The sequence below is a fragment of the Novipirellula aureliae genome (assembly GCF_007860185.1).
GTDB classification, from domain to species: Bacteria; Planctomycetota; Planctomycetia; order Pirellulales; family Pirellulaceae; genus Novipirellula_A; species Novipirellula_A aureliae.
The window spans coordinates 493,378-516,808 of record NZ_SJPY01000001.1 but is presented as its reverse complement, the minus strand read 5'-3'; the positions used below and the strand labels follow the sequence as shown (position 1 = coordinate 516,808).

The window sequence follows — 23,431 nt, the reverse complement described above, 5'->3', positions numbered from 1 at the left end:
GGACGCGTTTTTGTGACGCGTTCGCGGGGCGATGCCCTCGCGGTGAAACAGCAACACTTGTGGTTGCCTCTGACCATTGTAAGATAATCGGTTCCAATTCTCGACATCGCTACATCCCACTCACGCAAGACTATGAACACGATTGTAACCTTTGGCGAAATCATGTGCCGCTTGGCAACCCCCGGCCATTTACGCTTACGACAAACCCGTCAATTTGACGTCATCTATGCCGGTGCAGAAGCCAGTGTTGCGTCATCGATTTGTAACTTTGGCGGCCAAGCACGATTCGTGACCGCGCTGCCCAAGCATGTTCTCGCCGATGCAACCATCGACACCCTCCGCTCGGTTGGCATCGATACCCATTCGGTTGTGCGTACCGACCGCGGTCGGTTGGGTCTGTACTTTTTGGAAACCGGTGCCAACCAAAGACCGAGTAACGTCGTGTACGACCGTGCGGATTCCTCGATCTCGATCACGCCAGCGGACGAATATGATTGGGACCAGATCTTCGTCGACGCATCCTGGTTGCACCTCAGCGGGATCACGCCTGCGTTGTCAGCAACCGCCGCCGAGGCAACACGGGTGGCCGCTGAGCGCGCACAGGCTGCGGGAGTCACCGTGTCCTGTGACCTGAATTTTCGCAAAAAGCTTTGGCAATGGGAGGCGTCGAAAAAACCTCGTGAATTGGCCGAGCAAACGATGCGAAAACTACTGCCTTATCTCGATGTCGTGATTGCCAACGAAGAGGACTGCGCCGATGTACTAGGCATTCACGCCCACGAGACGAATGTGGAAAGTGGGATTCTCGATACCCGTCGCTACCCCGACGTCGCTCGACAATTGGTAGCTCAGTTCCCCAATGTCAAAAAGGTTGGCATCACGCTACGCGAAAGTATCTCGGCTTCGCACAACAATTGGGGTGCAATGCTCTATGACGCGTCTAGCGACCAACCGTACTTTGCCCCGCTCGACGAAAACGGCAACTACCATGCTTATTCGATTAAGAACATCGTTGATCGTGTGGGTGGCGGGGATTCCTTTGCCGCAGGACTGATTTTTGCGTTGACGACCGATGAGCTAAGCGAACCACAAACGGCACTCCGTTTCGCCGTCGCCGCATCCTGTCTGAAACACAGCATTCTCGGCGACGTCAACTATTCGACACGTGCGGAAGTGGAATCGTTAATGGGCGGCAGCACGAGCGGGCGAGTCGTCCGTTAGTGGCTTGTCGACGTAGTCAACCCGTCTCGTTTGGGGCGGAAAAAATCTCGGCTGCTGAAAATCGAAAGACCTGGGTTCGTAACTTGGAACGAGCCAGCCGGTGAACGCTTTCCGCTCGGGGAACAGAGCGACACCCGCGGCGAGGCTGCCTGAATTCGCTGAGCCAATAGATGAAACCGCGGGACAACTCGGTTACAATGGGCCGCTTGATCCGAATGCTGCCCCCCTTCCTACCTCCTTACCACCACGAGATGACTTTTATGTGCAATCGTCATTTGACCAAACCGTTGTTGCCAACCACCTGTCCAAGCGTATGCTCTCTAACGCTCTCGGTAGCGATACTGCTTGTCAGTGCTCATTCGGTCGCGATGGCCGATCTACCAACCGCATCGAAAGCGATGTCCAACCAAGTGGTGCTTGGGGAAGGAGACCTGCTTACCGGCATTCCCCAAACCAGTGATTCTAGCGGAGGTGATTTGACGACAGAGGAATTGATGGAATGGTTGGCAAACCCCAGCGTCCACGAGACCCTCGAGGTATCGCTTCCACAGGGGCTTGATGCCGCGAAAGCGAATCTCCACATACCAGCCGACAATCCAATGACCCGAGCGAAGATCGAATTGGGGCGACAACTTTATTTCGATCCTCGTCTCTCTTCGGACTCCACCATTTCATGTGCGTCTTGCCACGACCCAGACCAAGGCTACGGTGCCAATACGCAGTTCGGGATTGGTGTGCGTGATCAAGAGGGAAATCGCAATTCACCCGTCGCTTACAATCGCATTTTGAGCAAAGCTCAATTCCACGACGGACGCGCCGCATCGCTCGAAGAGCAAGCCGTTGGTCCGATCGAAAACCCGATCGAAATGGGAAATACACATTCAACCTGTGTCGAATGTCTGACCGCGATCCCAGGTTACAAACTTCAATTCAATGCGATTTTCCCCGATGGATTAACGATCGAGAATGTGGGTAAAGCTCTTGCAACCTTCGAACGAGCAATCGTGACCGGGCCAGCACCTTATGACTACTATGCTCCACTAAAACAGTTTGAAAAAACGTTTGCCGAGGACCTGGATTACTTGGATGAAGAACCGGAATTGAAGGAGCAATACGATGCGTTGAAAGCCGCGTATGCGAAACACCCGATGAGTGAATCGGCCGAGCGAGGAATGGAGTTGACGTTTGGAAAAGCGAACTGTACCGCTTGTCACGCCGGTGCGAATTTCACGGACGAACAATATCACAATATTGGCGTTGGAATGGACGCAGAGAAGCCTGACCTTGGACGTTATGAAATCACGAAAGAAGACAAGGATCGTGGCGCATTCAAAACGCCAACGATGCGAAATGTCGCCGCTTCGCCGCCCTACATGCACGATGGTAGCCAAGCAACACTCGAAGAAGTGATCGAATGGTATGACCTCGGCGGACACGCCAACCCTTGGCTCAGCGACAAAATGATGAAGCTAAACCTGACCGAGCAAGAGAAGAAGGACTTGGTTGCGTTCATGGTGGAAGGCTTGACGGGCGATTTCCCAATGGTCGAGCAAGGCAGGTTGCCCGAATAGCGGCCCAAGTCGTTGATTGACTACTTTACCGATTCGCCAGCAATTTTGAAGATCGCAAAATGGCTGGCCCCGCCAGGCCCTTTGCCGCCAGGATATTTGTACTTTTCCGTTTCGATTTTGAACTTCCCCGTCACCGTGACGGGGCGAGTCACAAAATCGGTCGTCCGGCCGGGAAGCATTTCAATGATCACGCAGTCGAACAATGCCGCACCGGGACCAAAACAACATTCTTGGTTGTCACGAACCAAAACGAATTGCTCGATATCGGTTTCTTTGAACAAGGTGCTCGGCAAAATGTAGCCGCGAAGTTTGACCTTCAACCCATCAAGCCGTTTGACGTCTTTGCTTAACATCCCTTTTTCGAAGGAGGCATCCTTCGTGATCTCAAACTGTAGATCATCAAAGGTGATATCCCCCTTCGCAATCGATGCTTCGCTGCTCTTGCGAATCTCAACCGGCTTGCGAGTCTCCTCCTCCTGAGCCGTTGCCATGCTCGAGAGAAAAACGAACATCAAAAGGGCAACGGCTTGGCGATGGCGAGCGAGTAAAAATGTCAAAACAATACCCAAGGGTTTGTGGAACAAGTCGCGGTGTCTCTCCGAGACACCGCTGCGATTCGCCTCTCAGAGAGACACGGCTACTGAACTTACTGGACTTACTGAACACTGAACACTGAACTTACTGGACTTGGTCAGCTTTTAAGCGATAGAACACAATGTTGTCAAAGTCAGTCTTCTTTTGTGGAACGCGGTTAAGAATAAATTTGCCAGCCAATTTCCGCTTCGTCATTCCTCCCTCGACGCTCTTTCCGCCTGTCACGGTTACCTCGATCATCGCCGTGCTTCGCGGCTGGCCGCCGAAACAACATGTGCCAAGGTCGGGCACCAAAATGAATTGTCTTAGCAATCCACCACCGGAGGAAGGATGGATATAGCCTTTGATAAAGACATTTTCACCATCAATTTCCATTGCAAACTCAGTCGGGACGTCGGGGGCGTTGTCGGGTTGTTTCAGCTCATAAAACGGGACCCGCGTGTATCCTTCGGGAACCTCCGTCATGTAAATGTACGTATGCATTGCTAAGGCACATACGAACAACGATGCATTGGCAATGATGCCAAACCGAGCAATACCGATACCACTGAACTCATTCGGATACCGCCGGATCGCTCGTAGGCCTGCGAGCGCAAACCCGAATCCGATCAGTGCCAAGACAATCATCGGAGCGAACAAAGGGATCAAACCCAGCAGTGACAAAACGAAGAAGAAGATCGAGTAAATCGCCGCCCGGCTAAGTGCTCGATAGGGGAAATCGACCGATGAGTCCGAAGTCGACATGTAGAGCTCTGTGGTCGACATTTTTGGTTCGGCAGTCATAGTCATATCGGTATTGACCTTTGGGGATTGAAACAAACCGCTACGGGCAAACCCGAGGCGATGGCGAGCTAGAGAGCACCGCCCGACAATATCAAGTATTGCCCAATCATGACGGACGACAGGGCTAAAGAGACTACGTAAAACAAATGCCAAGGGTTCGATTTGTGCGGGTTTACAAACGATTTTTCTCGCCGCACGGCTGCAAACACGCCGCTTGCTTCGTCGTCTCGGAGAGACGCCGCTACGTAACGATCGGATGGACGCAGAATCGACGCGTCATCACCGCTGGTGTCCTGCGCCGGGACCGGAATCGAGAAAAAGGTGCTCGCCCGCTGGATACTCTCGGGGTCAACCTTCTCCAACTCCTTGAGTGCCTCATCCGCTTCAGGTAGCGGGCACGCCCTTAGATAGTTCACCACGGGTACTCGCACCCAGTTGTTGTCCGCGTCCGCTTCTAGAAATAACTCCTTCATCTTTTCAACTTGGCTCCAATCCGACCAACGCGACAAGTCGGGAATGACCAAATCAGCCAGGTCTTCGCGGTCGAGGACGAGGTGCAACGATTCGACCAACGCGCTGCGGGCGATCACATCCCCCTCGGTCCCGTGGAATCGGATCGCCATGATGGCTGCATACGTGTCAGCGTAGGACGCTTTCTTGTTGTCGAGGAATAAGTCGTTGACCAGCGACAAGCCCTTTTCACCGGACAGCGTTAGATAACACCCGATCAGCGCATCGAGACCGCTGCGACTGCTCTTTTGGCTGCTTCGCATCATGGCTTCTAAAAAGGGTAAATCTTGCTCGGAGCCAACCACCCCCAACATCGTCAAGTACAACCGTTTGCGGTCGGCACTCAGATCGGGAATCGACATCCATTCCATTAGCTTGTCGTGCTCGATGATCCGTCCCATCTCCTTGAAAGCAGAATACGAAGAAATCGCGAATTCGTCATAAGCGTCTCTCGAGAGCATCGTTTCGTCGTCTTGCAAGTAATCGTAGTAAAACCTCAACCGCTGGCCCTCATCCTCGGGAAGCGTCGGAATTTTTCGCACGTAGATTTCCGCTCGTTCGCTCAACGGCAAACAAGACCACTGCAGGTCGGGTGGATCGACTCCCGAGAGCATGAACCTCTCGCCCTCTTTGACTTCGCCATAGAGGATGACATCGACTTCTTGACCCACTTTGACCAAGTCATCGCCCTTGAGGATCTCTTCGATCCGCATCCGGACTTCACCCGTGTCAGGATCAAAACCGACTTGGTGGGGGAGCGACGTGGCAATCACGACGGCATCCATGATCGACATCTCTTGACGAATGGTTTGACCCACGGCACTGCAAAACGGGCACGCCTGAGCAAAATTATCGGTAAAGGTGGCAAAAGAGATGGTCAGAGCGAGTGTGGCAACGAGGCGAAGCGACATGGAATGGACTCTGGAGGAAGGATATTTGAGCAAAACGGGTAAAACCCATATCAACATCATAAGTGGCCCAGGGGCAAACTGAGAAGCCGATCTTTGGCCTAGATCGCCCAGAGTATCAAAAAATTCGAGGTATGGAACGATTTAAGGGACAATTCGCATCACGAAGCGTTAAACCGGTGGTACCGATTGTGCCGATACTCATACTGCAAACCTTTTTACAATCACGGCGGGTCCGAATTTGTGGCCCCCTTTCGACTGAAGACCCAAAACGAAGACCCCGAGTGGGAGAAAACAAATGATCCGCCACCTAATACTTGCTGCTGTGGTCTGTTGTGGTTGCCTCGCCACCGCCGACTCTGCCTCGGCCGACCAACGAGCCTACGGCCAACAATGGGGAGGCCAACCCGGTCCTCGTGACTGGAACCGCTTCTATCACTATCCGTACGTATACTATCCGCAAAATTTCTATAGCCAAGAGTACTTTCAAAGCAATGGCAGTATGTACCAGCGTTATCCGCAAGAGATGCAGATTCCGGTGTACAACAAGAATTGGCACAACTATTACCCCAGTAGCCGCCGCTTCCACCAAGGTCACCACTTTATTTTGGACGTCTTTTAAGATCACCCGAGTCCCCGGTTTGGGCTAGCGGAACCCCGTTTGGCTTATCGGACTTGACTGTATGGATAGCCTCGTTTTGTGGTACGATTCACGTACCGCAATACGAAGGTTAGTCATTTCGCAGGTTCGCATACATGCTTCCGTTCCACCTCTCCTTTGACCATCCTGCCTATCTTTGGCTGTTGTTGGGACTACCACTGGTTTGGTGGATTGGCTATCGCTCATTGGCCGCGCTCGGTCGTTTTCGCCGTTTCTTGGCATTCTTATTTCGATCGTCGGTTTGGTCGTGCGTCGTCCTGGCTCTCGCGGGCGTTCAATTGGTGTGGGTCAGCGACCGGGTCACGGTCATGTACTTGCTCGATCAATCCGAGAGTATCCCGCGAGTCAAACGGCAAGCGATGCTCGACTACGTTACCCGCAACGTCCGCAGGCACCGCGACAGCCAGCGTGAAGACCGCGCGGGGATCGTCGTCTTTGGCCGCGACGCTTCGATCGAAGTCCCTCCCTTTGATGACGACATCCCTCCGCTTAGGCGACTTGAAAGTTTACGTGATCGCACCGATGCGACCAACTTGGAATCGGCGCTCAATTTAGCCCAAGCTTCGATGCCCGAAGATTCGTCGCGGCGAATCGTGATTGTGACCGATGGAAACGAGAACATCGGGCAAGCACAAAAACTAGCTGCTCGAGCTGCCGAATCGGGAATTGGGATCGATGTTGTCCCCGTTCAACTCGATGCCAAAAGCGAAGTTCTTGTCGAAAAGATTGACCTGCCCGAAAACATTCGTAAGGGGCAACCGTTCGAAGCACGTGTCGTCATCAGTAATTACTCTGATGCAAGTGTTAGTAAACCGGTCAATGGAAAACTAAGAGTCAAGCAAAACGTTGGCGGCGAAGAATCGCTGTTGCTGGAACAATCGGTCACGCTCGACCGTGGTAAGAACGTTTTTCCATTGCGGCATCAAATTGAACAACCTGCGGCGTACACTTACGAAGCCGAATTTGTTCCCGACACCGCCGACGATGATGGAATCCGCCAAAACAATAGCGCCACCGCTTACACCTATGTGCGAGGCAAAGGCCGCGTCCTTATCATCGAGAACAAAACACGCCTCGGTGACTTTGATTTGATGACGGAAGCACTTCGTGATAACAACATCGAGGTCGTCACGATGCCGAGCGATGATCTGTTCAGCTCATTAGCAGAACTACAAGCTTACGACGCCGTGATTTTGGCGAACGTACCTCGCATCGCAGGCGAATCGAGCGAACTGGTCAGTTCCTTCTCGGACGAGCAAATCGAGATGCTGGTGCGAAACACACAGCAACTCGGGGCGGGGCTATTTATGATCGGAGGTCCCGAAGCATTTGGTGCTGGCTATTGGGCAGGAACGGAACTCGAAAAAGCGATGCCGGTCGATTTCAAAATTCGCAACACGAAGATTCAAGCGGTCGGAGCGTTAGCATGTATCATGCACGCCAGCGAGATGGCAGAGGGGAATTATTGGCAAAAGGTGATCGCTCGTTCGGCAATCGAACAACTTGGACCGGCCGACTATGCCGGTGTGTTGCACTGGAGTTTTAACGGCGATGCTTGGCTTTGGGGTGGTCGCAATGGATTGCTCGAAGTCGGTGTGAATCGCAAAGCGATGCTCGCTGCGGTCGGACGAATGACCCCCGGCGATATGCCTCAGTTCGACCCAGCGATGAAGATGGCCGTCGCTGGTTTGACGCGAACGCCCGCGTCGATCAAACACTGTATCATCATCAGTGACGGTGATCCTAGCGCTCCATCACCGACGACCATCCAATCATTTAAAACCAACAATATTACGATCAGCACCGTGGCGGTTGAATCGCATGGCTTGTCCGACAGTCGGCGGCTGCAAGAGATCGCTCAAGCGACGGGCGGCAAGTACTACGCCGTTCGCGACGGCAGGGCATTGCCGAAGATCTTCCAGCGCGAAGCACGCCGTGTATCGCGTCCTTTGGTCTACGAACCTCCCGGTGGAGCGTCGCCTGAAATCATCTTTCCACACGCGATGCTCGACGGCGTCGACCGCTCCTTGCCAAACGTCAATGGGTTCGTCCTAACCCAAACCAAAGATAGCCCATTGGCACAAGTCTTGATTCAATCTCCCAAACCCGATTCGCCTGAAAATGCGACCATCTTGGCCGTTTGGACTTACGGCCTCGGACGCACCGCCGTTTTGACCACAGACTCCGGTGCACGATGGGCATCGGCTTGGACCGAGTGGCCTGGGTACGAAAAGTTTTATGCCCAGTTGGTGCGTTGGCTGATGCGTCCGACCGGCGATCGTGGTAAATTTTCGGTCGCGACTCAGGTGCGAGATGGAGAGGTGCAGGTGGTCGTCAGTGCACTCGATCAAGACGACTCATTTCTAAACTTCTTGGACATGAATGCATCCGCACTCGACCCCAGCTTAAAGCCGCTGCCGCTAAGAATGCGCCAAACCGCTCCCGGACGTTATGTTGGTACCTTTCCAGCGGATGAAGCTGGCAGCTACTTTGTCAACGTTATCCCTGGCCCCGGTGCCGCACCACTGACCACCGGCGTGACGGTTCCCTATAGCGATGAATTCCGCGTCCGTGAAACGAACCAAGCCTTGTTACAAGCACTCGCTTCGACCAAACCTCGTGGTGGCGATCCAGGCGAGATCTTTCCGCCACTCGAAGGACAACCTAGCGAAGAGCTGATCGATTCCAACGCATTTCGCGGTGGCTTGTCTCTAGCCAGAAGTTTCAAGGATGCATGGCCTTGGTTCGTGCTGGTCAGTTGTGGACTATTTCTTGGTGACGTTTTTGTTCGTCGCGTCGCAATCAATTTCAACTGGGTCGGGCGGACCATTGACCGACTTCGCGGCAGCGCCAACGAGGTTGAAACGCAAACAACGGCACGGCTCGATGCACTTCGTAAGAGCAAAGATTCACTAGGCAATACGATTGAGCAGAGACGAACAAGCATACGATTCGAACCCTCCGCAGCGGAACAAGCCGAATCATCCGCAACCGATACGATCGGTGACATTCGAGTCGCACCATCGAAAACGAAACCGACGATTGAGCAGCAACCCGACGAAGGCCCGAGCTACACCGAAAGGCTGCTAGAAGCAAAACGCAAAGCCAAGAGAAAAGATTAGCCCGTCGAAGCGGGGAACTCCCTACTCCTTCACGCTCCGCAAACGAAGTTTGGGGTGCTCGGACCAGCGAAGCGCCGAGGTTCGGGAACGGGCGTTTCAAAGTGGGAAGGGCCTCCTCTGAAATCTCGTTGAAAACTCGACTTTCCGAGGTCTGCCTGGCTTCAAAGTCGTCCGGTTTTTGAGTGCTTGTTTGCACGCGTTTACGCTTGTTGCACAAATCACATCGTGTTGGCCCCCCCCTCCCGAACGGAGGCTTGACGCCGCGTTCGCCCTCCCCCAAACTCCGTTTTGGGGGTAGTTAAGTTGTTGACTTGGCTGGAGTTAAAAGCCGTACGACCGCTTCGCCGGAAGGTTGAAGTAAGTGGTTAGAACGACTTGCCCAAACCAGAAGCTCTGCCCAGGTTGGGTCGGGCCCAAAGAAATGCGAATGTGACCAAACAATTGTGTATAAACTATCAATCTGAAACCCACTCCATTTTTCAACGGCGAAACACCATGCTTATTCGTTTACTGGCATTAGCTTTTCCTTTGCTTCTCGCCACCCGATCGTTTGCCGATGAGTCGGCGTGGCCCGAGTTTCGCGGACCATCCGGTGACGGCATTGCGGCCGATGCGGATTTACCAATCGCGATCGATCAATCCGTTATCACGTGGCAAACACCGATTCATGGCAAGGGGTGGTCGTCGCCCGTCGTTTGGAAAGACCAAATCTGGTTGACGACCGCAACCGCAGATGGCAAGCGAATGTCGGTAGTGTGCATTGATCGCATGAGTGGTAGGATCGTCCATGACAAGGTACTTATCGAGAACAAAGAGCCATCGTCTTGCCATCCGATGAACAGCTACGCGTCGCCGACGCCCGTGATTGAAGAGGGACGTGTCTACGTTCATTTCGGTGCCTACTTAACAGCATGTCTGGACACCGCGAGCGCCGATCTTGTCTGGGAGCGGCGTGACTTTGAGTGCGACCATTATCGCGGTCCAGCGTCATCGCCGATTCTATACGACGGCAAGATTTTCATCGCTTTCGACGGCATTGATGTCCAATTCGTCGTCGCTCTCGATGCCCAAACGGGCGAGACCCTTTGGCGAAAAAAACGCAGCATCGATTACGGCACCGATATTGGTGACCAGATGAAAGCCTACGGGACCGCGGAAGTGATCAATGTAAACGGACAAGACCAACTGATTTACCCCAGTGCAGTGGCAACCATCGCTTATGATCCGCAAACCGGTAACGAAATATGGACGGTATACCACGGTGGCATGAACGCCTCGGCACGCCCTATCCTGGTCGATGGCACGCTATTGCTTAGCAACGGACTAGGAGCAATCGTCGCTGTTCTCGCGGGTGGAAAAGGAAACATCACCGATTCGAACATCGTTTGGTCGAGTAAAAAGAGCGTCGCAAAACGCTCCTCACCCATCGTGGTTGGCGATCTAATCTTTATGGTTACCGATGAAGGGATTTTGACATGCCGTGAGCTCGACTCGGGTGAAATCGTTTGGAAACATCGTTTGCAGGGTACGTTCGCCGCCTCACCCATCTATGCCAGTGGAAGACTCTACTTTTTCAATATGGACGGTGAAATCTTGACGCTACTGCCAATACGCAGCTACTCGCCGCTTGCCGAAACAACGCTCGGCGATGGCTTCATGGCTTCGCCGGCCGTGGCGGGAAATCAATTGTTTTTGAGAAGCAAGTCGATGCTGTACTGCATCGAGAAATAATCGCTTGCAATCCAATGAGGAAACGACGTCGGCGGGTTATGAAGACCGCTGCATCAGAATCCCTGGGATCGCTTCGCTCGATTCCTTTAGTTGCCCTTCGTCCATATACTGGTGGACCTTTTTAAAGCGTATCGCTTGCGTCTTCTTGCACCCACTGCACTGCAAAACCTCCGCATCGATTCGTGGATAAGTCGATGTATCGACTTCGTCTAAGGCTAGCAATTCTAAATGGTTCAATTCTGACGACTTCTTCCCGGCAATCTCAGCTGGCATCGCCAAGTACATCGTTTCAAACGAATCGCACCATGTTCCGCAATCCTCGCAGAACGCTTCTTGATCGATGCTGTTCATCGTCAACAAAGTCAAACCGCCAACGATTGCCACTGCTTCGATACTCACGAGTGCCCATTGTGCGATACCGCTCGGCCCCCACCAACCGTCGCCATTGATCGCCTTCGTCATCTCCCAGATACCAGCAGGACTAAGGACGAGCGGTATTATCGGCAGTGGCTGTCCTGCGTAGCGGGCATAAGCATGAATGAAAAAGACCCAAGCGAAATAGAGGCCGACAAGGCCAGCGACAAGACCAAGCAGGAAAAGGATCATCGGACTACGGCATTTGGAGATTTTTGCTAGCGCCGCAAGGACAAATCCACCGGCGACAATGTAACCACCAAGAAAAAGAATATTGACGTACCCAATCACGGGGCAATAGACAACGATGTAAGAATAGATGGCTGACAATACCGCGACGGCGGGCAACCCGATTATCAAAATCGCGGGTACCGCTAAGCCCATTCGCCCCGAGTGCTTGTAAAATATATCACGGTTTAGATCAGACATTGACTTGCTCATCTTAGCGTTTGAAAGAAGTGACAATTGGATATTCGCCGGTATCCAGTATAACGAATACTCGGTGATGCCTTATCCGTGATGCCTTTGAGGCGTGGATCTTGTTAGAGATCCTTCCGCATGGGGATCTTTAACGAGATCCACTACCGCCACCCTACCCTAATTCTTATCCCTGACAAAGCGTTAGCCTATCCCACTCATCTTGCTCCATCGCATACACTATAGCCTGCTGAATTTCGAAACCGTTTTGCTCCCCTCTCCGCCGTTTATGAACACTTCTCGTCACAACCAGCTCCGAGATTTGCTGAAATCACCCGACCATCCGGGCCCGCCCGCTGCGAATGCAAACCAATCCGACTCGGGTGCCTTTCATTCGGATGCCGAACGCGAGTGTCTATTGCATTTCGATTTGGCGGGCGATGACGGAGCGGATGGCATCGACGGACGCAGTTTTTTCGATCCGGTGCGCCGTCCAGGTGCGGATGGCCGCGACGGCGAAGATGCAACGCCAGCGAAACCGGGAAAGAGTGCGGCATCGGCAACGATCGAGATTGGCTACAGCGGAAATTCTCGCGATCGTGGTGTCGTCGCGATCTCTGGTTCGGCGGTGACCCCTGGCCATTCCCGGCAACCGATCGAAGCGTCACACCCGATCGGTGATTCAGGCTACATCTTTATCGATGCGACCGGCGGGCGGGCGGGCAGTGGCGGACGCGGTGGCGACGGGCAACCGGGAGCTCGCGGACACAAAGGACGCAACGCCACCCGCTACAGCCGCGGCGGTAACGGTGGTCCGGGCGGTGACGGTGGTGATGCCGGTAACCCTACCGATGGCGAGGTTGGCGGCGATGGCGGACAAATCACGGTAGTCGTCGAGGCGGAGAACCTGGGCCTTCTCATGCTGATGAAAGGTGACCTCTCGGGGGGCGACCTGGGCTTTGCCGGTGAACCAGCAAAGGGCGGCCCGGGCGGTCCCGGTGGTCCCGGCGGCAATAGCTACCACTGGACCGAAACACAGTCCTACACCGATTCGCAGGGCAAGCGGCGAACGCGAACCGTCATGCGCAGCAACCCCGGCGGCTTTTCAGGGCCAAGCGGACGAAATGGCGCTCCGTCACGACGCCGAGCCCTCGATGGACGCAGCGGCAATGATGGGAAACTATCAATCGTCGTCCATCATGCAAACGGATCGAAACAGCAATACGATGCCCCCTACGATTTGGAACTTGTCTCATTCGATATCGCTAGCGAATACGAGATTCTCGAACCCGACTCTTTGGTCAGCGTTGATAATGTCACGGTGCGCAATTGTGGTGGCATGCCAACACCGCCAAACTACTCCATCCGTACCTTTTTGCCATCCGACGATTGGTTACTTTGCGACGAGATCGACTTGGTCTTACCACGCTCGCTTGCGCCGAATGAATCGTACACCTTTTCCGATGCGGGGCTTCGCCTTCGATTGGCGGACGTGATTGTCTCAGGACCTCGCAAACGCGGATTCACACTCGACCATCCGATAAGCCCCGTGGCGTTTATGGAAAGTGGTATCCATCGACCCTTTCGCAATTTTGAAAACGCTGAAATCGTCGAGGTGCGATTCCCGATCGAGTTGACCGACGTGATCGCGCTCAACAGTCTAGCGCCAGGCGAATCGACTCGCGTTCGTTACGGAATCACCAACGTCAGTAGCGAAACGTTTGACGATGCATTGACCTTCCGCAGTGTGCAAACCGGTGCTCGGTTGCTCGGCGGCGACGTCGATCTCGGGCAATTGCTCTTTTTCGACGATGCCGATCGTCCTTGCGATTTACTCGAGCAAGAATTCCGGCATGCCGTTCGCAATTTGGCCCCAGGTGAAACGCGTTGGATCGAAACGCGCATTGGCATTCGAGACTCAGGCGACGTGATCGCCTATCAAGCGTTCGTACTCGGCGTCGACTTGCACGCCCAACGCCCTCAATCGAGTGATCGACATGACCAGTACCGACGAATCGATTACCGACGTGAAACGATCCGTGTGTCGGAAATCTATCGCCGCGACGAAGGATCGCGTTTCCTGTTGATCGCGAACCAAAAAACCGATGTCGATGACATCCAAAAATGGACGCAATTGGCTGACTATTTCGGTAGCGGCTTGGATGTTTGGGATGTTGCCTATTACGGTTTTTTGGATCTGGTCCGCAAAGTCAACGAAGACAAATCGATCTTAGAGGATTGGGCGGGGATGACCGTCATCATCCCCAACAACTATTACTTTACCGCAGCAGGAAAGACAACCGCGTTCAACCAATTGGCCAAGTCTCAGTTCTTACGCGCGGCAGCCGACTTCAACATCTCGTTCTACGTCGTCGGCGATTCACGTACGGGTGGTGAAAAATTACTCGAAACCTCACTGATTCCGATCAGCGACGAAAAATCGCCGAGTGGGTTGAAGACGCAAAAGGCATTTATCAAACGGATCAAGAAACTATCGAAATACGTCGCCCGTAGTGGAGAGGTGGTCGGCGGGGTGACCAGTGGTGCGGCCGACGTTGCCGCTGCCGCTCTTGGCAGCGTTCACGAATTCCCAATCGACAAACGAACTTTTTTGTTCCAACCCGATGCTCGGTGGCTTGTCAATGAAGCACGTGATTTACAACGGAAATTGACAAAGGTTGATCCGCTACATCGCTGGGTCATCGTTCACCGCTATGACACTGGCGATACCGATACGTCATGGGGATTTTTTCGAAAACGGAAAGTCGGAAAACTAGAAGTCCGCCGTACTCTCGATTCGAGTAAAGGCTCAGCCGTCCTGTTTGAAGCCGACGCGATCGCGGTGGCCGATGAGGACTTCATCAACAGCGAACAAAACAAGCACGGTATTTTCTTAGCGTTGAAATTCGAAGACAAGGTCGATCGCTTTATTCGATTGGTCAGCGAGCGAACCTTTCCTCGATTCAACGAACATTACATCGATCGGCCATTGACCAATGACGAGATCAAGCAAATCGGGCACGAATTGATCGACTCGATTTTAGTCGATCTTTATAACGAACAACACGTGGCACGAACCTGCCGAACCTGGGGACTCGGTGGCGTGCGCCCGCTGATGCCCAAACTGAATTATCTCGCCGAACGGTCGCTCAACTACGGGGTCACGTTCCAGCAAATGAAAGAGAACGAAGCATCGATCGGACTCTTGATTGATTTGCTAGGCAACATTCACTACATGGCTTGGCGGAGCAAAACGATCTGGGATTCGTTGTTCATTCCAACCGCGTTGTTCAAACGCAGTCGTGCGGTATCAAAGTACATGGTCAATCGGGTGGATCGGATCAGCGCTAGCATCTTCGGCCAGAAAATGACTTGGTGGGACAAATGGACGGCACCCGATGACTACGATCCATTTGGAACCGCGAAGAACAAAGTGCCGCAAGGAGCGGCTCGTGATTTGGCGGACAAGTTGATCGAGCAGACCGAATCCGAACTGCGAAAACAGAATGTCTCGCTCAATAAGTATACGTCGGCACAAACGTTTCCTGGACTTACCTACGACCCCGAGTTGTTGCAGGAAACCGACCGGGTGATGTCAGGCGAAGTCTACGACCATTTGGTCAAGCGCGAGCAGCAAGCGGATGTGGCACGGGCGCAATTGGAATATGAAGTTGCCAAACAACGATCCGAATTACTGGTCCCGCTCGCAACCGAGCAAGCAACACCTGAGTCCGTTTCCACGCCTACCAGCACATGAAAAACACTCACCGATCTGAATAGGCAAAATATGCTTGATTGAACTTTTTGCCTCCCATTTTTTTACGCACCTAAACCGGATCTAAAGCAACCCATCGAGCCCGCGCTCGGCGAGGGCTTTGACAGCTTCTCGGACTCGTTCTTCGGCGTGTTTTGGAGCGACCAAGGTTGCGTCGGGCGTTTGAACGACAATCATGTCGTCGAGTCCGATGGTGACGATCGTGTGCTCGCCTGTTGAGTGGATGATACAGCCACTTGAGTCGATGGCGACATGGGAACCAACGACCGTATTGCCGTCTTCGTCTGGCTCGTGCAGCCGGGATAGTGCTTGCCAACTGCCGACATCGTCCCAGGGAAAATCCGCTTCAATGACAACCACGTTCGGATAGGTTTCCATCACAGCGTAGTCGATCGACTTGCCTTCGATCGCAGCGAACTCTCGCTCCAACACTTGGGGATAATCGTCTTGGCCGATGCGTTTGGCAATCGCATCGATGTGAGCATAAATCTCAGGGGCGTTTTCCTGCAAAGCCTTGAGGATCGTGGAAGCTTTCCATAGAAAGATACCGCCGTTCCAGTAGAACGTGCCTGCGTCCAAATACGCCTGAGCGGTTTCTCGATTCGGCTTTTCGCGGAACTGTTTGACTTGAAAAACGGCAGCTTCGCTGTTTTCGATCGCGATTGCTCGTTCGATATATCCGAATGATTCGGCGGGATAGTCGGGGCGAATTCCGAATGTGACAATTCGGCTTGGGTCCTCTTGAATCAGTTTCTCACCCGTTTTGAGTGCTGCTTGAAAACGTTCAGGCGAGGTAATGACATGATCCGATGGCATCACCGCCATCACAGCATCGGGATCTTGATGCTGCACCAATGCAGCGGCCAAACCGATGCACGGGGCGGTGTCGCGGCGACATGGCTCTCCGACAATATTCTGCTTCGGCAATTCTGGTAACTGCTCGGCAATCGCATCGACAAGCACTTTGCCGGTAATAATCATCTGCTGCTCGGGTGCCACCAAATTTCCGAGTCGGTCAAGCGTCGATTGGATCATCGATCGGTCGCCGTGCAGGTTGAGCAGTTGTTTGGGGCGAAGCTGGCGGCTGGCGGGCCAAAACCGAGTGCCGCTACCACCTGCCATTATGATTGCGTGTAGCATAAAAATCGTCCGCCATTGAAAAGTGAATGTGGAATGAGTCGTTGGATCCACCCAAGCGTAGACGATGAAAAGCTGGATCGACAAGCGGTTTAGGGTAAGTTTCAGAGGAGCGAGTCGTCGGTAGGGCTCGATCCTTGGACGACTCGACGGGAGTTCAAGCGTGGCGAAAAAGGGGAATCATCAAACGAATGCCGCTGAACGCTGAAGTGTCGGAGAAATCTCGCAGCGGCTCAGCCTCGTTTTCTGAAGCCGCCGAGTGCCCGAAAAACCATCGCTCATCCGGTCCGATTGCGGATGGCCCAAATGCTACTTTACGGATGCTATACGGTTGGCGTCCAAGCTTTGGCCGATTTTCGCTGTCGTTGAAATCGGCGAAAGCCTCGACCTCAACATCAAATCGTCACAAACGCTTCTTCTAGGGCGAGTTGGCACGCCGCAGAACCGGCGTGCGGGCGATCTTCTCTTCGATAGCCCGTTCGGACGATTCTTTGCCTTTACCAAAACGCCGATCTTCCTGAAAATAGAAACTCACATTTTTTCCCCGTCGTATCGGAGTCGAGAGATATGTCTGTCAAACGAGTTGGAATCCTTACCGCAGGGGGCCTCGCGCCTTGCTTGTCGTCCGCTATCGGCGCCTTGATCGAGAGTTATACCGAAAAGGCACCCGAGGTCGAGATTTTGTGCTACCGCTCAGGGTACAAAGGATTGCTACTCGGCGACAGTTTTTTGGTGACTCAAGCGATCCGTGATAAGGCAAAGGTGTTGCACCAACATGGTGGCAGTCCGATCGGAAATAGCCGTGTCAAGTTGACCAACATCGATGATTGTGTGAAACGGCAATTGGTTCAGCCCGGCGATGATCCACTTGAAGTCGCTGCTGAGCAATTACGCCGTGACCGTGTCGATGTCCTGCATACAATCGGCGGCGATGATACAAATACGACGGCAGCGGATTTAGCTGCATTCCTGGCGAAGAATGATTATGAGTTGACCGTCGTCGGTTTGCCGAAGACGATCGACAATGATGTGATTCCCATTCGTCAAAGCCTCGGCGCTTGGACGGCTGCGGAACAGGGTGCTCGGTTCTTCGAAAATGTGGTTGCCGAACACAACGCCAATCCACGCATGTTGATCGTGCATGAGGTGATGGGACGCAATTGCGGATGGTTGACCGCAGCGACAGCTGAAAAATATCGCGAACGGCTCGAAGCGCTCGACTTTTTGCCTGAAACAGGCTTGAGTCGCGAACGAAAAGAGGTCCATGGGGTTTACGTGCCCGAAATGCACTTCAATTTGGATAGTGAAGCAGAACGACTTCGAAAAGTGATGGATGAGTTCGACTGCGTGAACATTTTTATCTCGGAAGGCGCAGGCGTCGACACGATCGTCGAAGAAATGGAATCACGTGGTAAGGAAGTCCCCAAGGACGCCTTCGGTCATTACAAGCTCGATAGTGTGAACCCTGGGAAATGGTTCGGTAAACAATTTGCCAAGTTGATTGGTGCCGAAAAAACCTTGATTCAAAAAAGTGGCTACTACAGCCGTGCGGCTCGTGCCAATGCCGAAGATATCGATCTCATCGCCCGCTGTGCCGAGAAGGCGGTCGATTGTGCGTTGATTGGCGAAGGCGGTGTGATCGGTGAAGACCAAGATCGGGGTGACGAACTTCGCGCGATCGAGTTCGAACGCATCAAAGGCGGCAAAGCATTTAATATCGATTGCACTTGGTTTGGCGAGCTTTTGTCCGCGATCCATCAACCGAAAGGCGAAAAACTCGAAACCGTGCACGCATAGCACGCTGTTGCTTTTCAGCAAGCCTTGAGGCGGCGCTCTCGCTCCGATCGCCATCTCGGATAGTATCCATGGATCGAATCGATCCCGTCTTCGCTTCCTAACCGTAAACGCTTTCCGCTTGGAGAGCCGAGGGAGGTTCGCAACGACTGCCAACAACTAAACCTCCCATTCGCGGTCGATCCGGCGAATGGTTTCGGAGAAACGATTCTGCTATCGCCAGGAGTCACTCCTTCCTTCCGCGTCGAAGTGGACGATTCAGCTTCGTCCAAAAAGCCTCGTCCAAAAAGCCTCGTCCAGTGAGTCTCGTCTAGTGAGTCTCGTCCCCCCAAAAAAAAGAGCGGAGATCTCGACAGCTTCCGCTACGACGGTCAAGCCTAAGCGATCCCAACGATTCGGTGATAACTCCACATGCATAGGATGTAGGTGAAGTAGAGCAGTGCGGCGGTGTAAATCGATACGACAACCGCCCATACGACTCGCTCGCGTGTTGAAAAACGTTTGTTCATCCACAATAGCGGTATTCCGAGAGCTCCAGTGACCAGAAACAGCATACCGAGTACCGCCATCCGGCTTTGCAGATAGCTTTCGGATGCCGCTGCGGTCGTCACCGAATCTTGATTCGCCAATTTGGCTTCGATCACTGATTCGGTTCCTACCTTACCAATGGAACTAGCTTGCGATTCATTCATTGGTATCCGATGGGGTTTGGTTTTCGCGAATTCGCGTTTGAGCTTTCTCCACAAGCGGTGCGACGTTGGCGTTATTTCTATAAAGATCGATAATGCTATACCAAATTTCTCTTGCCGCAACGACATTGCCACGCAGCATCGATTGATCGGCTTGGTCAAGTTTTGCTTGGATCATGATCGCCGCCTCATCTTTGGCAACCGATTGGGTTTCAATCTTGGCGATTTGTCGGCGGGCCAAATTGACATAGGGTCGATACTTCTCGTCATCGCCGAGTAGCGTCAACATGCTTCGATATTGATCGAGTGCGGTTGCGGTATCACCGAATCGCTCAAATTTTTGTGCCTCCGCTAGCAAGCGTTCGCCTTCGTTTCGGATCGGCAAATTTCGTTTTAGCTTGACTGATAAAGCGTGTTCCGCCTGCAGCATATCGACGCGATCAATCTGTTCTGCCGCCCAATCGGCGTGTTCTCCATCGGGGAACCGATTGAGCATCGGACGCAGGAAATTGACTTTGGCTTGATTGAGCGATGATTGGGTATCTCGTGTCAACAATTCCTCGGCGCGAGAGCGCATTTGATTTTCGCTAAGAGGCCAAACCAAATAAGCCAACAACCCGAGAATCATGACGAGCGCTCCAACCAGGACCCACGGTTTGTCATGCCAAACGGTGGCATCGGGGATCGCTTGTTCGCGAACCAAGTGTCGTCCGAGCAACGTTCTCGCTTCATCTCGATCCTTTTGATCGGTCACGCTGAGCGGACTAAAACCGCTCGACGCATGTTCGGCCACCCCGGTTTTAGACATGCTTCTGCGACGCACTTCTGCCAACGCCAACGTCACCGCTGGTGCTCCAAAGGGACGCTTGGCAGGGTCTTTTTCCAATAGTTGCATAATCAGCTTGTCGAGCCAAACCGGACAATCCATTACCAAGGATGCCGGCGAAACCGGCTTTTGATTGGCAACATTCTCCATCACCTCTTCGACCGTCTCTCCTTGGATTGGCATCCGCCCGGTCAAGGCAAAGTACAATGTGGCCCCGAGCGAATAAAGGTCCGATCGGTTACTAACCAATGCAGGATCTCGAAGTAGTTCGGGTGGGCGCAGTGCGATCTCTTGAACGGTCGGTGGACGTGATGTTTTCATACTGGTGCCAAACCGATTGACTCGAGTATCAATCAGAATCGGGCTGAGTCCAGCGATCATGATTTTATCCGGCTGGATTGCCGCATATTGGATTGAATGCTCGTGGAGATATCGTAGAGCATCAACGAGCGGTTCGGCCAGTTCGAGAACCGATTCCCACGACATCCTCGATTTCCGCTCCAAATGGGAAGCCAACGTTTCACCATCAACAAGCTCGTAGGCCAAGTAGGCGTCGTTGTTTTCGAAACCACCTCCGTAGCATCGAACGAGCGCAGGATGAGAAAGGGTTTTCAACGTTTCCCATTCCGATGCGAAGTCGGTCCTAACCTCGGGGGTCGCACCAAAGGGAGACGAAAAGACTTTGACGGCGACCGACCGTTTGAGTTTGACGTGAATCGCTCGCCAAACACAACTTTGCGACGGAAAATCGCCAAGTTTTGCTTCGATTGCCAAAGGGCCTAAACGACTGCGGGGCATAGCATTCAGATCGAGAGGTAGTGGAAAAGAGTTGCCGAGATATCGAGTATACCAAAATCAAGCGGATGGATTCTGGTCGAGCAAATGAGACAGAAAGACCGCCTTGTCAGCCTCGTATTGTCTCAAAACCGCCTTGACCGTTCCGCCATCTCCGTAATTTCGCCGTTTCAAATCGGACCGCCGCCTGCGGGTTGTCTCGCAAATGATCTCACAGCTGAATCGCGAATTCCCACTCGCTGGAGGATTCGACTTCAGGCTTCCCTCAGCATCTTTAGGCGATGGCAACAAAAAACCGAACGGACAAGCGATTTTGTCATCCGTTCGGTTTGCGTTCGAAACTCGGATCCGAGCTTACTTGCTAGTCAACATCGCTACGCGTGACGTTTCGATCTGGTTTTTGATCGATTCAACATATGCACGGTCCGCATCGCACATTCGTGACATTGGAACCGAGCAAGTCTTTCCGTTGGTCTTTCGCAAGCGTACGAAACCATCATAAATTTCAATCAAACGACCTTCGGTTCGGAAGGTGGAGGTGTTGTCGATCCAAACTCGCACCGAGGTTTCTTGCAGCGAGAAGTGAGGCGGAAATTGCTTTTCAGTGACAACCAATCTCTCACCCATACGACGCGAGTCTCGTTGAGTCATTTGGTCTGAATCGGCTTCACGGTCGCTCCGACCAAATAGATCGTCGAAGTCACCGGAATCATCGCTTGACGTCGGCATTCCAAATAGGTCGTCCACACCGCCATCGGCTGGTGCTTCTTCGACGGCGGGTGGATCACCGAACAAATCGTCCAGGCCACCGCCATCGGTTGGGACTTCTTCGACTGCAGGCGGATCACCGAACAAATCGTCCATGCCACCGCCATCGGTTGGAACTTCTTCGACTGCAGGCGGATCACCGAACAAATCGTCCATGCCACCGCCATCGGTTGGAACTTCTTCGACTGCAGGCGGATCGCCGAACAAATCGTCCATGCCACCGCCGTCGGCTGGGGCTTCATTTCCAGCAGGCGGATCGCCGAACAAATCGTCCATGCCACCGCCATCGGTTGGGACTTCATTTCCAGCAGGCGGATCGCCGAACAAATCGTCCATGCCACCGCCATCGGTTGGGGCTTCATTTCCAGCGGGGGGATCGCCGAACAAATCGTCCATGCCACCGCCGTCGGCTGGGGCTTCATTTCCAGCGGGGGGATCGCCGAACAAATCGTCCATGCCACCGCCGTCGGCTGGGGCTTCATTTCCAGCGGGGGGATCGCCGAACAAATCATCCGAGCCACCGCTGTTTGCCGGTGCCTCGTTGTCGGCTGGGTTGCCGAACAAGTCATCCATGCCGCTGTCACCTTCCGATTCAGGAAACGCAGGTTCGGGCATGACGGGCTCGGGCATGACGGATTCAGGCATCTCCGCTTCGGGCATCTCCGCTTCGGGCATCTCGGTTTCAGGCATCTCGGTTTCAGGCATCTCAGCTTCGGGCATCTCGGTTTCGGGCATGACGGATTCGGGCATCTCATCCGCAGGTGGATTGCCGAATAGGTCATCAGAATTGTCTGGCTCCGCGACCGGTTCGTCCAGCGAAGGGCTTTCCATTTCGGGCTCAACTTCCATCTCAGCACCGCCAAACAAATCATCCGCCGCCGGTTCTTCGGTCGATGGAGACGAAGGCGAGTCCGTTTCCGGATCTACGTCCGGCTCTGTGGCCGAAGCTTCCATTTCCGTATTGTCCGCAGGCGTCTCGGATTGAGCCGCTTGCTCTTCGAAAGGCGATGGTGGAGCCGAATCGCTGTCGCTAGAACTTTCAAATTCATTTTGCTGGTTGGACGGAATCTCACTCTCTTGTGAAGGAGCGGATGGCAGCGGCTGAGAATCGTAAATCACTTCGCCACTCGGTACTGCCATGCTCCTATCGACAGCTCCATAATCGACCACACCCATGTCAACCACGCCGTAATCACAGGAATTGCCAACGACGGGCGGGGGACAGCAAACGACCGGTGCTGGACAGCATACCGGTGCAGGAGGGCAACATACAATCGGCTCGCAGCACTCGTTGGCACGTGAGCCACATCGCATATGATGTAGAAGCCAGCCTGCCGATGCCGGGCTGATGCCCAAGATTAACGTGAGCGTACCAACGGTACTAAAGCGGAAAATGGTTCGGGCCGTGCGGTTCATAAAGCTGTCTCCTCCATACGAAGACGGTATGGGTTACGTGCGGTTTACACAGGTGAGCATGCGAATTCCCAGCTTTCTGCGTGTTTTGGAAGCCAGGGCACCTATTTCATCAACCGTCCATGCTAGTTACGACTTGTTGCTCCGGCAAGCAGCGCTGGATGGTTAATTTAAGGACTTTAGTCGCAAAAAACGGTTTTGCCAGTTATAAGGATCGAAATGTTTGCCTTTTTCACTCTAAAATACTTGGGTGCCGCTGAGAGCGAAAATTTGTCAAACTAGACCCGCAACGATCCTGAAAA

General features: G+C 53.3%; 15 protein-coding genes and 1 pseudogene. 8 read left to right on the top strand and 8 right to left on the bottom strand.

Annotation, left to right across the window (positions count from 1 at the left end):
- The first annotated feature begins 132 nt into the window (after window positions 1-132).
- Both Q31b_RS02010 and Q31b_RS02005 read left to right on the top strand, forming a co-directional pair.
- Window positions 133-1,221: a sugar kinase gene (locus Q31b_RS02010; RefSeq protein ID WP_146597988.1), complete on the top strand. Its 1,089-nt coding sequence runs from the start codon at window positions 133-135 to the stop codon at window positions 1,219-1,221.
- A gap of 260 nt (window positions 1,222-1,481) precedes the next feature.
- Window positions 1,482-2,792, top strand: coding sequence for a cytochrome-c peroxidase (locus tag Q31b_RS02005; RefSeq protein ID WP_390622304.1), 1,311 nt, complete (start codon window positions 1,482-1,484; stop codon window positions 2,790-2,792).
- Window positions 2,793-2,812: 20 nt separating this feature from the next.
- On the opposite strand, the gene Q31b_RS02000 is transcribed toward Q31b_RS02005, so the two are convergent.
- From Q31b_RS02000 to Q31b_RS01990, 3 genes are all read right to left on the bottom strand, one after another.
- On the bottom strand, window positions 2,813-3,349 hold the full coding sequence (locus Q31b_RS02000; protein ID WP_231617232.1) for a DUF3299 domain-containing protein: 537 nt from the start codon (window positions 3,347-3,349) through the stop codon (window positions 2,813-2,815).
- 121 nt (window positions 3,350-3,470) lie between these two features.
- Window positions 3,471-4,169 carry a DUF3299 domain-containing protein gene (locus Q31b_RS01995; RefSeq protein ID WP_231617231.1) on the bottom strand — a complete coding sequence of 233 codons (699 nt, stop codon included), beginning with the start codon at window positions 4,167-4,169 and terminating at the stop codon, window positions 3,471-3,473.
- A 68-nt stretch (window positions 4,170-4,237) separates the two neighbouring features.
- The gene (locus Q31b_RS01990; RefSeq protein WP_197170768.1) at window positions 4,238-5,590 is read right to left on the bottom strand and encodes a hypothetical protein; all 1,353 of its coding nucleotides are present in this window, start codon (window positions 5,588-5,590) and stop codon (window positions 4,238-4,240) included.
- Window positions 5,591-5,885: 295 nt separating this feature from the next.
- Between Q31b_RS01990 and Q31b_RS01985 the strand changes: the two genes are divergently transcribed.
- From Q31b_RS01985 to Q31b_RS01975, 3 genes are all read left to right on the top strand, one after another.
- A complete protein-coding gene (locus Q31b_RS01985; RefSeq protein WP_146597987.1) occupies window positions 5,886-6,209 on the top strand; it encodes a calmodulin-binding protein in 324 nt (107 codons plus the stop codon).
- 134 nt (window positions 6,210-6,343) lie between these two features.
- Complete coding sequence (locus Q31b_RS01980) at window positions 6,344-9,370, top strand: VWA domain-containing protein (RefSeq protein WP_146597986.1); 3,027 nt, start codon at window positions 6,344-6,346, stop codon at window positions 9,368-9,370.
- Window positions 9,371-9,865: 495 nt separating this feature from the next.
- Window positions 9,866-11,101 carry a PQQ-like beta-propeller repeat protein gene (locus tag Q31b_RS01975; protein ID WP_146597985.1) on the top strand — a complete coding sequence of 412 codons (1,236 nt, stop codon included), beginning with the start codon at window positions 9,866-9,868 and terminating at the stop codon, window positions 11,099-11,101.
- A gap of 36 nt (window positions 11,102-11,137) precedes the next feature.
- Here the strand turns inward: Q31b_RS01975 and Q31b_RS01970 are convergent, their stop codons facing one another.
- Window positions 11,138-11,944, bottom strand: a complete 807-nt coding sequence (locus tag Q31b_RS01970) for a hypothetical protein (protein ID WP_146597984.1) — start codon at window positions 11,942-11,944, stop codon at window positions 11,138-11,140.
- A gap of 277 nt (window positions 11,945-12,221) precedes the next feature.
- Between Q31b_RS01970 and Q31b_RS01965 the strand changes: the two genes are divergently transcribed.
- Window positions 12,222-15,689 (top strand): DUF7932 domain-containing protein, encoded by a 3,468-nt coding sequence (locus Q31b_RS01965; protein WP_146597983.1) that lies wholly within the window; start codon window positions 12,222-12,224, stop codon window positions 15,687-15,689.
- 81 nt (window positions 15,690-15,770) lie between these two features.
- On the opposite strand, the gene Q31b_RS01960 is transcribed toward Q31b_RS01965, so the two are convergent.
- Entirely contained in the window at window positions 15,771-16,847 is a 1,077-nt protein-coding gene (locus Q31b_RS01960) for a mannose-1-phosphate guanylyltransferase (protein ID WP_146598703.1), read from the bottom strand.
- A gap of 188 nt (window positions 16,848-17,035) precedes the next feature.
- Here Q31b_RS01960 and Q31b_RS29535 point away from each other — a divergent pair.
- Both Q31b_RS29535 and Q31b_RS01950 read left to right on the top strand, forming a co-directional pair.
- Window positions 17,036-17,180 (top strand): annotated as a pseudogene (locus tag Q31b_RS29535) (ArsR/SmtB family transcription factor); the annotation flags it as partial.
- 231 nt (window positions 17,181-17,411) lie between these two features.
- A complete protein-coding gene (locus Q31b_RS01950) occupies window positions 17,412-18,641 on the top strand; it encodes a pyrophosphate--fructose-6-phosphate 1-phosphotransferase (RefSeq protein WP_146597982.1) in 1,230 nt (409 codons plus the stop codon).
- A gap of 374 nt (window positions 18,642-19,015) precedes the next feature.
- On the opposite strand, the gene Q31b_RS01945 is transcribed toward Q31b_RS01950, so the two are convergent.
- From Q31b_RS01945 to Q31b_RS01935, 3 genes are all read right to left on the bottom strand, one after another.
- Window positions 19,016-19,330: a hypothetical protein gene (locus Q31b_RS01945; protein ID WP_146597981.1), complete on the bottom strand. Its 315-nt coding sequence runs from the start codon at window positions 19,328-19,330 to the stop codon at window positions 19,016-19,018.
- Entirely contained in the window at window positions 19,323-20,951 is a 1,629-nt protein-coding gene (locus tag Q31b_RS01940; RefSeq protein ID WP_146597980.1) for a serine/threonine protein kinase, read from the bottom strand. The genes Q31b_RS01945 and Q31b_RS01940 overlap by 8 nt, the downstream gene beginning before the upstream one ends.
- 351 nt (window positions 20,952-21,302) lie before the next feature.
- Window positions 21,303-23,132 (bottom strand): SHD1 domain-containing protein, encoded by a 1,830-nt coding sequence (locus Q31b_RS01935; RefSeq protein WP_146597979.1) that lies wholly within the window; start codon window positions 23,130-23,132, stop codon window positions 21,303-21,305.
- Window positions 23,133-23,431: the final 299 nt, after the last annotated feature.